This window comes from Paraliobacillus sp. JSM ZJ581 (genome assembly GCF_044383835.1).
Taxonomy (GTDB): domain Bacteria; phylum Bacillota; class Bacilli; order Bacillales; family Amphibacillaceae; genus Paraliobacillus.
Genome location: NZ_JBISEP010000003.1, coordinates 130,023 through 143,928 on the forward strand (window position 1 = coordinate 130,023; position 13,906 = coordinate 143,928).

10 protein-coding genes and 1 pseudogene are annotated in these 13,906 nt (G+C 34.8%); 3 read left to right on the forward strand and 8 right to left on the reverse strand.

The window, feature by feature from the left end:
- Positions 1–8 precede the first annotated feature (8 nt).
- The 7 genes and pseudogenes from ACH6CY_RS03535 to ACH6CY_RS03565 form a co-directional block, all read right to left on the reverse strand.
- Complete coding sequence (locus ACH6CY_RS03535) at positions 9–1,754, reverse strand: ABC transporter ATP-binding protein (protein WP_374065876.1); 1,746 nt, start codon at positions 1,752–1,754, stop codon at positions 9–11.
- Entirely contained in the window at positions 1,747–3,522 is a 1,776-nt protein-coding gene (locus ACH6CY_RS03540; RefSeq protein WP_374065877.1) for an ABC transporter ATP-binding protein, read from the reverse strand. Before ACH6CY_RS03540 ends, ACH6CY_RS03535 begins: the two co-directional genes overlap by 8 nt.
- Positions 3,523–4,100: 578 nt before the next feature.
- Positions 4,101–4,825: pseudogene (locus ACH6CY_RS03545) on the reverse strand (dihydropteridine reductase).
- A gap of 193 nt (positions 4,826–5,018) precedes the next feature.
- The gene (locus ACH6CY_RS03550; protein ID WP_374065878.1) at positions 5,019–5,771 is read right to left on the reverse strand and encodes an iron ABC transporter ATP-binding protein; all 753 of its coding nucleotides are present in this window, start codon (positions 5,769–5,771) and stop codon (positions 5,019–5,021) included.
- A complete protein-coding gene (locus ACH6CY_RS03555) occupies positions 5,768–6,832 on the reverse strand; it encodes an iron chelate uptake ABC transporter family permease subunit (RefSeq protein ID WP_374065879.1) in 1,065 nt (354 codons plus the stop codon). The genes ACH6CY_RS03550 and ACH6CY_RS03555 overlap by 4 nt, the downstream gene beginning before the upstream one ends.
- The gene (locus ACH6CY_RS03560) at positions 6,829–7,845 is read right to left on the reverse strand and encodes an ABC transporter permease (RefSeq protein ID WP_374065880.1); all 1,017 of its coding nucleotides are present in this window, start codon (positions 7,843–7,845) and stop codon (positions 6,829–6,831) included. Before ACH6CY_RS03560 ends, ACH6CY_RS03555 begins: the two co-directional genes overlap by 4 nt.
- Before the next feature lie 19 nt (positions 7,846–7,864).
- Complete coding sequence (locus tag ACH6CY_RS03565) at positions 7,865–8,878, reverse strand: siderophore ABC transporter substrate-binding protein (RefSeq protein ID WP_374065881.1); 1,014 nt, start codon at positions 8,876–8,878, stop codon at positions 7,865–7,867.
- A 664-nt stretch (positions 8,879–9,542) separates the two neighbouring features.
- Between ACH6CY_RS03565 and ACH6CY_RS03570 the strand changes: the two genes are divergently transcribed.
- The 3 genes from ACH6CY_RS03570 to ACH6CY_RS03580 are packed head-to-tail and all read left to right on the forward strand — an operon-like array spanning position 9,543 to position 11,562.
- Positions 9,543–9,917 (forward strand): GntR family transcriptional regulator, encoded by a 375-nt coding sequence (locus ACH6CY_RS03570; RefSeq protein WP_374065882.1) that lies wholly within the window; start codon positions 9,543–9,545, stop codon positions 9,915–9,917.
- Positions 9,917–10,783, forward strand: coding sequence for an ATP-binding cassette domain-containing protein (locus ACH6CY_RS03575; RefSeq protein ID WP_374065883.1), 867 nt, complete (start codon positions 9,917–9,919; stop codon positions 10,781–10,783). The genes ACH6CY_RS03570 and ACH6CY_RS03575 overlap by 1 nt, the downstream gene beginning before the upstream one ends.
- Positions 10,783–11,562 carry a hypothetical protein gene (locus ACH6CY_RS03580; RefSeq protein ID WP_374065884.1) on the forward strand — a complete coding sequence of 260 codons (780 nt, stop codon included), beginning with the start codon at positions 10,783–10,785 and terminating at the stop codon, positions 11,560–11,562. The genes ACH6CY_RS03575 and ACH6CY_RS03580 overlap by 1 nt, the downstream gene beginning before the upstream one ends.
- A gap of 301 nt (positions 11,563–11,863) precedes the next feature.
- Here ACH6CY_RS03580 and ACH6CY_RS03585 read toward each other — a convergent pair whose 3' ends face one another.
- Positions 11,864–13,627, reverse strand: coding sequence for a methyl-accepting chemotaxis protein (locus ACH6CY_RS03585; RefSeq protein WP_374065885.1), 1,764 nt, complete (start codon positions 13,625–13,627; stop codon positions 11,864–11,866).
- Between the last annotated feature and the right edge of the window lie 279 nt (positions 13,628–13,906).

Consider the following 13,906-nt stretch of genomic DNA (forward strand, 5'->3'; position numbering starts at 1 on the left):
CCAATTATTTATATACTCCAATCAAGACTTTGTTGTTGAATTGTCCACATTTTTGCATATGTTCCTTTTTGCGCAAGTAACTGTTCGTGCGCCCCTTCTTCTGTAACGGTTCCTCCTTCAAGCACAACAATTTTATCTGCTTTTGCTACCGTACGCATGCGATGGGCAATAATTAACACTGTCTTATTACGAACTAATTCCGATATAGCTTTTTGGATTTTCGTTTCATTTTCTACATCCAAAGAAGCAGTTGCTTCATCTAATAAGACAATCGGCGCATCTTTAAGCAAGGCTCTAGCAATCGAAATACGTTGACGCTCCCCACCAGATAAAGTATCTCCGTTTTCACCAATAATCGTTTGATATCCGTTAGGCATCTTACAGACAAATGCATCACACTGTGCTAATTTCGCTACTCGCATTACTTCTTCATCAGTAGCATTGCGTTTTCCGATTCTAATATTATCCATTATTGACGTGTTAAACAGAACAACATCTTGAAAGACAACTGAATAATTTTTTAGCAACGTTTCAGCTTCTATCTCATTAATATCATGAGCCCCTAATAAAATGCTTCCTTTGTTAACATCCCAAAAGCGAGCTGCGAGTTTTGCCGTTGTACTTTTCCCTCCACCCGACGGACCTACTAAAGCAGTTATTTCTCCTTGTTTTGCTGTAAAAGAAACATTTTCTATAACAGGTTTTCCTTCTTCATAAGAAAAGGAAACATTGTTAAAAACAATATCATGATTGATAGGCTTGAACGTTGTTTTCCCTTCTTGAATAGGCATTGCTTCCATTTCGTTCATTCTATTTATCCTCACATCCAGATAAAATAGTGCAGCTATATTGCTAAATACTTCACTTATCGGATTGTAAATTCGTGAGGCAATGATTAAAAAAGCAAGATAAGTAATTAGAGTAATACTTCCTGATGATATTAAATTTGCTCCTACTAAAATAACACTGACCAATCCTAATTTTAAAAACCCTTGAGCAGAATTTACAAGTATTCCAGTTGAAATTTCACTTTTAATCAGCTGGTTTTCATACTTATCCACTGCTTTATTTAAATGATAAAGGTAGTTGTCTTCTTGATTATATGATTTTATTTCTTGTACAGTTTCCAAGCCTTCTTGTATTTGATCGCTAACTTTACGTTTTATATTATAAGTTGATATATTCTCTTTGCGTTGCATTTTTTTAGATAAAATAATAATTCCTGCTGCAATAGGAACAACCCAAAATAAAGCTAGAGCAAGTTGCCAGTTATAAACAAACATGCCGATAGCCATTAAAAAGATGCTAATAATAGAAGCAAAAAGTTGTGGAACAGCATGTGAAAAAGTATGCTCTAGTTCCGTGCTATCGTCCATAATCGTTGATGTAAGATCAGAAATATTTTTCTCGCCAAAAAACGCAAGCGGCAATCTTCTAAGTTTTTCAGCCAATGAAATTCTACGATTAGCACTTTCCTCATAAATAAGCGTATACGTACTTCGATATTGAATGACGGCAATAATAAACATAAGCAACATAAAGCCTACTCCAAGCAAAACATAGTGCCATAATCCACTGTTTACTCCAGATGCGTTGCTACCTACAATATTGATATTTTCATTAATGAATGAAAACATATAAATCGCAGGTAGCATTAAAGCAATATCAAGTATCGTAGTAAAAAATGTGCCTTTCACAAAATCTCTAGCACCTTTTTGTGAGAGCGCAAATCGTTTTTGAATGATACTAAGCATAATGCTCTTCCTCCTTTCCAATCTTCCAATCTATCGACTTACTAAATTCCTTCCACATACTAGCATAGACGGCTTCTTTTTGTAACAATGCTGCATGAGTACCTTGTTCAATAATTTCCCCTTCACTAATAACTAAAATATTATCAGCAGATGTTACACTTGTTAAACGATGAGCAATCATAAGTACTGTTTTACCTATCGTAAGTTTTTTAAATGCTTCTTGAATTAAATGTTCATTTTCTGGATCGGCAAAAGCAGTTGCTTCATCAAGAATAACAATTGGAGCATCCTTAAGAATTGCTCTTGCTAATACGATACGCTGTTGCTCACCACCAGAAAGGTAGGTTCCTTCCGTTCCAATTTTAGTATTTAAGCCATCTGGTAGCTTGTTAATGATTTCTCGACATTGTGCCTTGTCAATAGCATTCTCAACCGCTTCATCCGTTGCTGAAGGGTTACCATACTTGATATTTTCGAGCAATGTCGTTTTAAACAACCGTGTATTTTGGAACACAAAAGAAATGTGGTTCATCAATTCTTTTGGATCAATATCCTTTATATTGGTTTCTCCAATGAAAATTTCTCCTTCATCAACATCCCAAAACCGAGGTAATAATCTTGCAATCGTTGTTTTACCACTGCCAGATGCTCCTACTAACGCTATCGTTTTACCCTCAGGTATTGTAAAACTAACCTGATTTACTGCTTTGTTGTTAGTATCTGGATAACTAAATGATACATTTTTAAATTGAATATGATGACTTTTAATTGGTTTAGAAGCTGGTAGTGACGATAACGGCATTATTTCAGCAAGATTATCAATCCTAGTAACTGCTTCATTTGCTTGACCAATAGCTTGATTTAAATGCATACTTCTCATAATACACTGAGAAAAAACAGGAGTAATCAGAACATATAAAAATAAGTTAAGCATCGTTAACGTGTAATCACTTGTAGCATTCATGATTAATATAGCTACAGGAACGAGAATAAACACAAAGCTGTTGATTACAACCGTATATGCTGACATTGATTTTTCCCACATTTTTGTGTGGGCAAACACCATATTCTTATATTGGATAATGCTATTGTAAAAGTTTTTAAATGAAAAGACGGTTTGCTGAAAAACCTTTACAACAGGTATACCTCTAACATATTCAACAGCCTCTGTATTCATATGTTCAAGTGCAGTCATATAGTTTTTTAGAAAATGCTTGCCTTTTTTACTCATCAAAGACCCCATGATAAAGAAGGAAAAAATGATTGGGACGAGACAAGCTAACCCTAACCGCCAATCAAAGATAAAGATTAAGATTAAAATCGTTAAAGGCATTAAGATAGTTGCAGCAAGGTCAGGCATTTGGTGTGCTACAAAACCATGAGTAACACTTGCATTATCATCAATGATTTTCCGAATACGACCAGTCGTATTTTTATTAAAAAAGCCAAGAGGCATATGAATTACTTTTTCCATAGCAACTCTTCGCATGTTTGTTTCCACTCGAAAAGCCGCAAGATGAGAAAAAGTTAATGCGATAAAATACAGAACAATACTTGCTACAGCAGTTGCTAATGCCCACCATCCATAAATAGTAACAAGTCTAGAAGAAAAGTTAGAACCAGCAGTAAACAATTCTCGAATAATAAACCAAATAAGAATATATGGTATCATTCCAGCAATTGCACTCAGTCCTGATAAAATTAACGATCCTGGTAGAAGTATTTTCCTTCCTACCATATAGGTTTGTAGTTTTTTTAACGTGCTCATAAATGTACCTCCTCCTATCATCTTATATCCTTTTAAAAAACATCGACTAAAGTGTATAATTAGCCATCTATATCCCCGCTTTATTTGGCAATATGACACAGTAATTATTGATATTGATAATCATTATCAATGGGTGTTTTTAAAAAAAACACTGTTCTTTGAACTAGTGTTACTTTTCTTCAAACTTATAATATTGAATATTTGAACATACACTTATATATTACTTCACCTCCCTTATAGAATAGTTAATCCTAACTAACTTTGAGGGAATAAAAATATATCTCTTTGTTATTCAATGATTGCTAATAACTTTATGCGTTAACATGCCTATAAGAGACAGTTAAATGGCTAATTTCTACCTAATACATAACATCATCATATAACATCGTTAATCTATCACTTTTTCTCCCTCTTGTCAATAAAATAAGGAAAATTCTAGTTTCTCAACTGGATACATAGTAACAATTATTTCTAGCTTTGATTAGCTTGAACATTCCAAAAAACTAGTAATCTATACAGGATTACATACGACAAACATTTTACACCACAAGTTTATTTATATGTATCACTAAAATATGCTATTTCGCTTCATTTGACAAATCGAATGATAAAAACTCCGTCCGTTGTCGTTCATGCTTGTCGAGCATAATTTGCCCCGCCTTAATCCCATGCTCACGCAATACTTCAATGTTCTGTACAAGAAATTCGTCACTACCGACAACATAAAATATCCCCTCTTTATCAGCGGCAAGGTTCTTCATTTCTTCATAGTACTCTTTACGGTTATCGACAAACTGTGCTTTGAATTTTTTTCAGGTACAGATTCAAAAATATCAGAAAATAAGAACGCTTTTGATGAATCAATGTTTAAAGAATGCACTCGATTAACGCCTTCTGAACGGTTGAAATAATCAAGTACAATCGGTCTGAACGTTGCCAATCCAACACCTGATGATAACAGATAGATATTTCTCGCTTCTCTTTTTAACGGTACATTGGAATGCGTTTTAAATATTGCAACTTCATTGCCGACTTCAAATTTTTTTAAGATCGTCTTGAACTTAGAACATTTATCTCTAATGCGTGTGGTAATTCCAATCACACCTTCATGTGGTAAGGTGGAAATTGACATATGGCGAACCAAGCTGCGATCTGGTTTATCTCCAATATTAAAACCTTCAAGGGCAAAGTGAGTGTGAGAGCCCTCTTTCCATGTGAAATCTTCCGGGCAGTCAAGAAGATACGTTACGACCTCAGGCGATTCTTTAATAATTTTATTTATTTTAGTCCAATATATTTGCATGTTACATCCTCCTCCATTTAATACGCTATCATTGCTAACAATGGTTCAATTGATGTTTTATTGACACAAAAAAATAGTTGTTAAACAAATGACCTAGTCTACTAATTATTACAAGCAAAATAACCGTTAGATTACAGTAAAGCATGTAATTTTCGATTAGGTTTTTCATCACACTCATTTTTGATCCTTTTCACTAATAAATCGCTATTGGCCCATAAGGACCATCGATAATTTCTATTTTCGTTTCAAAAATATCTGTCAACACTTTTTCGGTCATAATCTCTTCTACTGTTCCAAAACCGGCAATTTGTCCATCTTTCATAGCACAAATTCGATCAGAATATTTTGCTGCAAAGTTTATATCATGCATAACAGTCAGTATTGTTCTTCCAAACTCATTAGCAACATGCCTCAAATACTCCATCATTTGAACAGAACGAGCAATATCAAGGTTGTTCAGCGGCTCATCTAAAAGTACATATTCCGTCTCTTGGCACAAAACCATCGCAACATATGCTCTTTGCCTTTGACCACCTGAAAGCTCATCTAAATATCTGTTTTCTAAATCAGTCAAATCTAAAAAATCAATATACTTAGAAATAATAGCCTCGTCCTCTTTCGTTAATCTTCCTTTTGAATAAGGGAAACGACCAAATCCAGCTAATTGCCTAACAGTCAGCCTCGTTATAAAATGATTTTCTTGTCGCAAAATAGTTAAGATTTTTGCTAAGTCTTTAGATTTAGAATCGGCAACATCCATATTCGCCACCATAATTTGACCTTCATCCATATCTAAAAGTCTCCCAATCATCAACAGTGTCGTAGATTTCCCCGCACCATTAGGTCCGATCAAAGAAGTAAAGCCAGCTTTCGGTATTTCTAAATCCAAAGGTCCTATTTTCACTTGATCAGTATAAACTTTTCCCGCATTATCAATTTTTATCATAAAATCCTCTTCCTTAAAATCACAATCAAAAAGATTAATCCACCAAATAATTCAATGATAACTGAAACTACACCTTGAGCATTAAACACATGATACATAAAAAAGTAAGCACTTGTTAGTATTAAAAATCCTATAGCTAGAGCCATTGGAAAAATGTATTTGTGATCATACGTAGGTGCCGCTTGATAGCTCAAAGTTGCAACTAAAAATCCATAGAAAGTAAGTGGTCCAACTAAAGCCGTGGAAATAGACATCAAAACAGAAACTAATATAAGCGTATAAATTACACTAGAGCGATGTTTAACTCCAAAAGAAGTAGCGACATCTTTCCCAAGTGACACGATATTTAATTTTTTAGAATAGGCGAGCAGTAATACTGCTACAAGCATCACCATTGGAATTACAATTGGAAAATATGCAGCATCCGCATTGTTAACGGAACCAAACAATCTTGCCTGTAAAATGTCGAACTCTGACGGAGCAAGCACTCTTCTCATAAAAGTGGACACAGAGCTTAGACCAGTCCCAATAATAATTCCGACCAAAAGCATCAGTTGTAAATTTCCATACTTTCCAGATAGTAACCACCCATAAAGAATTAAACTCATCAAAACCATAGCGATAACTTGAAATAGAAATGAGCCAATACCACTAAAATTTATTAATGCACCCGCACCAAAGAAAAATACTGTACTAGTATGAATGGTTGAGTAAAGTGATTCGAAACCCAAAAGGGAAGGGGTTATAATTCTATTATTCGTAATCGATTGGAAAGCAACAGTCGACAAGCTCTGACAAATTGAAGCAATAATCATTGCGACAAGCGCTACTATCCTTCTCATAACAACTGGGATAAATGAAGGGGAGCTTACTGGCACCGGATTGTTATACACTAAAAGCCCATACGAAGAAAGAACACCCAAAACAATCAATGTTAGTAGCAAAATCCAATAACGTTTTTCATCTTTTTTAGAACGAAAAGCGCTAGCTGATCTATTTTCATTATGAAGGCTAGAGTCGGTTTCGCAATTTTCTTTTTTTCTAAATTCTAATGCGTTCATCTCAGCCTCCTTGGTTTTCTTTGTCTTAATAAAATGGCGATAAAGACGACTGAGCCCACTGTTCCAAGTATTAAAGAAACAGGAACTTCAAAAGGCATGATAATTGTTCGAGAAATGATATCACAAACTGTTATAGTCCCCATCCCTATTACACATACCCATGGCAGATTACTTCTAAGATCATCTCCTCTAAACATTGACACAATATTCGGGACAATCAAACCTAAAAAAGGTAAGTTTCCAATAACAGCTGCGACAATTCCAACTGCAAAAGAAATAAGACCAGTAGAAAAAAGAATAAGCCTATTATAGTTTACTCCAAGACTTGTTGCAACATCTTCCCCTAGTCCAGCTAAAGTCAATCTATTAGCATAAATAAAGACTAAAATAGTAACGATAACAATGAGCCATAAATATTCATATCTTCCAATTTGCATAGGTGCAAAGGAACCTACAAACCAGCTTTCAATATTTTGCGTCATTTGAAAAACGAGTCCAATAAAAGTGGAAACTGCAGAAATGACTGCTCCAAGCATCAAGCCAATGATTGGGACAATTAGAGACGAACGAAGTCTAACTCTTCTTAAAAATAAAAAGAAAATCATCGTTCCTATAAAAGAAAAGATGATTGCACCAGTCATTCTTAGCATTAAAGACGGTGCAGGGAATAATAAATAAACAGTAAGTAGTCCCAACCCTGACCATTCAATCGTTCCTGTTGTAGTAGGTTCAACTAAACGATTCTGTGTAATAAGTTGCATGACGAGTCCTGCCATTGACATTGCAGCTCCAGTAAGCATTAGTGCTGCTGTCCTTGGAACACGAGTGATGAAAAACATATCGATTCCATCTTCTTGTCCACGTAGGTCATACACGCCAGTAAACAGGGAGACAATCGCTAAAATAATTATAACTATAATCGCTAGTATAAAAGATTTTGTCCATATTTTATTGTGTTTATAAAACTGGGATCGAGAATTATTCTCAATCCCGCCAATAAGCTTTTTTTGCACTATGTTATACTCTCCTACACTACTTAGATAAAGTGTTTGTAAAGTTTTCAAATAACTCCAAATACGTTTGGATCGATTCATTTAAGTAAGTATCCTCTGGAGCATAAATAATATTTGCTTCTGAAACAGCCGTTGTGTTTTGGAGCGCAGGTGCTTCATCAATAACATCCTGAGCAGGAACTTTATCCGTCACACCCGATATTGGAGCATCACGATCTAGTACGAAAATCCAATCCGGGTTACTTTGTGCAATTGCTTCAACAGAAATTTCATCACCTTGATGATCTGTAGTTGAATCATCAACTTCTAATGCTGGAGTCCACCCGAAAATGTCATACATTGGTCCCCAAACTCGTCCAGAGTGAGGCGCTGAAAAACCAATATCTCCACCAGAGACGATCACACTCATCACTTTATCTGCTTCATTATAGGCAGACTTAGCGTCTTCAATAGCTTGATCAAAATCAGCTGTCAATTGTTCAGCCTCTTTATTTTTATCAAAAATTTGTCCTAAAGTAATGGTAGTATCTTTCAACCCATTCACCAAGTTCTCACCAGGTTTATCAGCTTCTTCAGAAACATCCACATTAAGATCAATAACAGCTGCGTTAGGTACTAATTTTTTTATATCTTCATAATAGCCAGAAAATCGTTGACCAACAATTACAAGTTCAGGGTCTACAGCCGCTATAGTTTCAAGATTTGGCTCACGGTGATTTCCTATATTTTGAACGGATTCATCCGTTACATATGGTGAATCAGCAGTCATTACATCCTTAGGAACTGCCGATAATTCAACTTCCCAATTAGCTAACGTTTCAAACGTTCTATTATCTAAAGCAACTACATTTTTAGGATTTACAGGAACAGTAACAGTTCCATGAGCATCCGTGACTTCTACCGTTGTAGATTCAGTAGAATCGTTTGCTTTCTCATTCGCGTCAGTCTTACCGGTTTCTTCACTTGCATTTGAGCAAGCTGCCAGTACAAAAACAAACATTGCTATAAAGATGGTTAATGTAAACTTTCTCATTTTGATACCTCTCCCCTTATATATAAACTTTATGGATAAACAGATTATTGAATTGATTAAATTAATATCTTTATTATATTTTTATGTTTTCTTCAATCATAATTGCCTCTATCTCACATAGTGCAAAGCAACAACACAAATATATGATAATGATTATCAATTTCAATTCTATGAACTAGTATAACAAATCAAAAAAATTTAGCAACCCTATTTATTAACTTCCAAATATAAAACTACCAAAATTTTTTCAACTTCTTTTTATAAATTCCCTCTCAAGTAATACTCGCTTTTATAGCAGTAAATTTTACTATATTACATAAAGAACGGTTCGTCAGCGATACATCCCATGAAGAAATTGACACTTTACCTCCAATAAATATCACATATTTCCACAGCTAAATGATTCAGGCGATATAAAAAGCGAATGATAATTCTTTACCTCAAAATAATAGTTAGTTTCTTACTGTGTGTATAGTTATGTTCCAGACACTATCTTACACCTACTAGCTGTAATGACTTTTTTAACCATACAATCATTCATTTCCGCTTCTTATACACTCTTTATGATAAATCCAGAAAAATATTGACAATAAATAAATTCACTTATATAGTTATATACATAAGTATATAACTATATAACAACGGAAGTGAAAGGAGGACTGTTATGAAGAACCTTTTTAAAGAAAATAAGCCTATCTACGTACAAGTTCGTGAACAAATTGAAGATCAAATAATTAACAAACAGTTACTACCTAACGATCAGGCACCTTCTACAAACCAATTAGTAAATTTTTATAAAATCAACCATGTGACCGTTTCAAAAGGGGTCAATCAACTTGTTGAAGAAGAAGTACTATATAAGAAAAGGGGGGTTGGCATGTTTGTCACTGAGGGAGCAAGAAAAAAATTGCTTCATAGACGACGTAAATCCTTTATAAAAGATTATGTTGTTACACTCGTTCAAGAAGCCAATAAATTAGAAATTACAAATGAAGAAATTCTAACCTATATTAATCAAGTGAAAGGAAGTGAACAATAATGCATATCGAAGCGAAAAACCTCAATCTTGCATATGGACGTGATCAAGTCTTGCATAACCTAAACTTTAAAATTATTGAACCAAAAATCTACGGTTTACTTGGTAGAAATGGTGCAGGAAAAACCTCCCTTCTATCCATCTTTGGCTCATTTCGTCAACCTACATCTGGTAAATTACTAATTGATGGTGAAGAACCCTTTGAAAATGCTAAAGTCATGCAACAAATAACTTTTATGTATAACAAGGACTTCACTGGAGAAACTAGCCGACCATCTGCTTTAATCAAGGACATCAATCGATACCGTCCAAATTTTGATGTGAACTATGCAGAAGAACTGTTAAAAAAATTCAAGCTTGAGAATGAAAAGCCATTACACAAGTTGTCTACAGGGAAACAATCAGCTTTTAATGTCATTGTAGGATTAGCAAGCAGATCACCAATTACAATTTTTGATGAAGTATACCTTGGTATGGATGCACCTGCACGAGATTTATTTTATAAAGAACTATTAAAAGAACAAGAATTGCATCCAAGAATCATGATTGTATCCACCCACCTCGTATCCGAAATGGATTATTTATTCGATGAGGTTATTATGATTAACAATGGGGAGTTACTTTTGCACGAACCCTACGATAAATTAATAGCTCATGGTGTAACTCTGGTTGGAGATAAACAATCAGTAGAGGCATTTGCTGAAGATAAAGATGTATTAAATGAAGAACAACTTGGTAACACGAAGTCGATCACATTATATGGCGAGTTGAACGAGGCTGAGAAAGCCTTCGCAAAAGAATTAGGACTTAGGGTTGGGCCTGTCTCACTACAAGATTTATTCATTCAACTAACAAAGGAGGCTGAATAATGAAACCAGTAACTTTTACGAAATCCGGATTAGATTTGTTAGCCATACAAATGAAATGGACACTTTTTAGTCTAGGAATTTTCACGCTAATCAATGTAATCCAAAAGTTCTTCAGTTCAAATGTAGATTCATTTTATTATGCTGGCTACATTTCAAGTAACATCTATATGTTTGTTATAGGAATTATTGCAATCAGTTTTCTAACCCACTACGTGGAAAATGGAATTACGAGGAAAAATTATTTTTATGGCAATGTGATTGCAAGTATTGGTCTATCGATTATTATTCCTATTATACTTTATGTTGTTAATCTTGTAGAATTGTTTATTATTAATCGTTTTACAGCCTTTACCTCAGATAACATTAGTATAAATAGTATTATGGTAGATGTTGTGAATGACGTTGACGGAAATATCATTGCAGAGATTGTTCTGTCGATGATTCTATCACCGTTTATCAGTCTAGAGACAAATGTCATACTCTCGCTCTCTTTATTTAGCATTAATATATTTGTTTTTTACATCATTGGGTGGTTGATTGGAGCCGCTTTTCAACGTTTAGGCGTTATTGGTGGGCTATTGTTTATTATCATTGGGGTAACCCTTATCGGAGTAAAAGATTCAATGCTTCGATTAGCATTAGACACACCTCTATTTAAAAGCTTTTCGTTTTTAGAGGTTGTTCCAGAAGCACTTGCTTTACCAGTGATTTTCCTTGTCATTGTCGCAACACTCATTATGATACGCCTATTAACAAAACGGACATCAATAAGTATGTAAACACGAAAGCCATTGCAACTCATCATAGTACCGAAACTACCATTGCGCATAGCTACTACTAATAAAAAAAGAGCAGCACTTAATGTAATGATCATTTAATTGATAAGATTTAAAAATTAAGAACTTGGTTATATCTATGTTCTTCTTAACATTAATCGGTTCAGAATACGCCTGTACGATAATGATTGAAGCGAAAGAATCAAGTTCTAATACAGTGTCGCATTTAAAAAGATCAAGCGTCCTCGTATAAAGGAACGCTTGACCTTTCTCTCATGCAAAAAAAGTTATAAACAAAGCTCGATTACTTGTCCACTTTAAATTTTGCAATGCTAGTAGAAACCACTTCACTTAAGGCATGCAGTTGTTCAGCTGATGTATATAATGACTGTAATGCATCCAGTTGATCGGAAGAAGAAGAACCGATCGTTTCTGTTGTCGATGCAGCTTCGGCTGCAACATTAGATATTTCTTTGATCGCTTTTACTACATGATTTCGTAACTGTTCCATTTGTTGCATATCACTGCCGACCGTATGAATAGAAGTGATAATTTGATCAAATGTCGTAAACATAGATTCAAAAACCGTACCAGCTTCGGTAACGACCTGACTTTGCTTGCTGGCAATTCCTTCCGTTTCCTTCATAATAGCTAAGGTGTTTCGGAACTCATAATTGATATTAGATATTGTATTTTTAATCTGCCCCGTTGCTTCAGATGACTGTGTAGCAAGGTTGCGAATTTCAGTCGCTACTACAGCAAAACCTTGTCCAGCTTCACCTGCACGAGCAGCCTCAATACTTGCATTCAAGGCAAGCAACTTTGTTTTTTCAGTAATATCATTAATCGTTTGAACGACTGAACTAATGTTTTCCATTGTACTAGATAAGCGCGAGATCTCTTCCGCCACCTTACGTTGCATTCCATCCGATTGTACAGTATGTTCCTGAAGCACACGAACTTTATCCACACCACCGCTTAAAACTTGCTCAGCTTGAGAGGACAGACCGTTAATTTCCTTAGTCTTCTCGCTGACTCTTTGAATATTGTCAGATAACTCTAATGTTTGTTTGTGAGCAGCCTCCGTCAGTGAAGCTTGCTGAGAAGCACCGTCTGCAATATTTACAATAGCGCTTTGAATATTTTTACTAGTCACAGTTGTTTCTTCTGAGATAGCAGTTAGTTCTTCCGCAGATGCACTAACATCCTGAATTGAATCTCCGACGGTTGTGATTAACGATTGTGTTTCATCAACCATTGTTCTAAAATCTTTAGAAAGTACTCCCAGTTCATCATTTGCTATCGATTGAATTTGTACCGTTAAGTCTCCTTGAGCTACTTGTTTCACACGGTCACGCAAATGATCAATTGGGTGCTTGATGGCACGAATAATAACCCATCCTAATATTGAACTAAGTAGTACACATAAAATAATAATACCTACTGTAGACCAAAGTAAAAATTGATAATCGGACGCTACTTCCTCTCTCATCCGTTCATTTTCTTCATTGTACAGTTCACCAATTACATCCAAGTTCTCTTCCATAACATTGAACTTATCATATCCTTCTCCATAAGAAAGAAGCATCCCCTGTTCACGAACAACAGGATCTGTAGAAGAGATATTTTCAAGAATACGATCTGATATAGCTTCATATTCAGCTTCCGCTTCTTTATACGCTTCTATAAATTCCAGTTCTTTCGGCAGATTCATATTTTGTGCTACATACTCATTAAATCTGGAATCTGCTTGTTCTTTTTGTTTTTCATAGTCTTCTAGATGACTTTTAAACTCATCCGTACCAGGTTCATACATATGTAGTGCTCTTTCAGCGGTTATTCTTTGAAAAAGATCCAGCCCTACCGCTCGTATTAGCTCGGTATTTTTTGCATGGTGATGTAAACTTATTTCCAACGAACGTTGAACTTTATGCAAATTGTATAAGCCTGTCCCTCCAATAAATAGGTTCGTTAAAATAGCAACTGCAATGGTAATTAATATTTTGGAGCGAATTGAAATTTTATTCAATGCTTTTCCCATGAGACCTAAACGCCTCTGTCCTTTCATCTTTCCTTCTCCTCCTCGAAAATAATTATGTAAATCTTGACAAGGAGTTCTCATTTTCAAAAAAAAAATTGAAGTAGAAAACACATGTATATTTTACCACAATAGGATAAGATTATCTAGTTCAAAAGAATGAGCAAACAGTTCTATCAGATAATCATTCTTGTTCTTATACTTGCAGTTGTGTTATACGAGATAACTGTTGCCATAACTTTCCGTTATTCTAATAGATTTAAAAAGATTAATCCAAGCATTGTAACAATTATTTCTTCTTCCTTTCTC

Bases quoted from the DNA above. Each gene is read 5' to 3' on its own strand.
- ACH6CY_RS03580 (WP_374065884.1), top strand. From the start codon at position 10,783: ATGAAACCAGTAACTTTTACGAAATCCGGATTAGATTTGTTAGCCATA.
- ACH6CY_RS03555 (WP_374065879.1), bottom strand. From the start codon at position 6,832: ATGAACGCATTAGAATTTAGAAAAAAAGAAAATTGCGAAACCGACTCT.
- ACH6CY_RS03540 (WP_374065877.1), bottom strand. From the start codon at position 3,522: ATGAGCACGTTAAAAAAACTACAAACCTATATGGTAGGAAGGAAAATA.
- ACH6CY_RS03585 (WP_374065885.1), bottom strand. From the start codon at position 13,627: ATGAAAGGACAGAGGCGTTTAGGTCTCATGGGAAAAGCATTGAATAAA.
- ACH6CY_RS03565 (WP_374065881.1), bottom strand. From the start codon at position 8,878: ATGAGAAAGTTTACATTAACCATCTTTATAGCAATGTTTGTTTTTGTA.
- ACH6CY_RS03575 (WP_374065883.1), top strand. From the start codon at position 9,917: ATGCATATCGAAGCGAAAAACCTCAATCTTGCATATGGACGTGATCAA.
- ACH6CY_RS03535 (WP_374065876.1), bottom strand. From the start codon at position 1,754: ATGCTTAGTATCATTCAAAAACGATTTGCGCTCTCACAAAAAGGTGCT.
- ACH6CY_RS03570 (WP_374065882.1), top strand. From the start codon at position 9,543: ATGAAGAACCTTTTTAAAGAAAATAAGCCTATCTACGTACAAGTTCGT.
- ACH6CY_RS03550 (WP_374065878.1), bottom strand. From the start codon at position 5,771: ATGATAAAAATTGATAATGCGGGAAAAGTTTATACTGATCAAGTGAAA.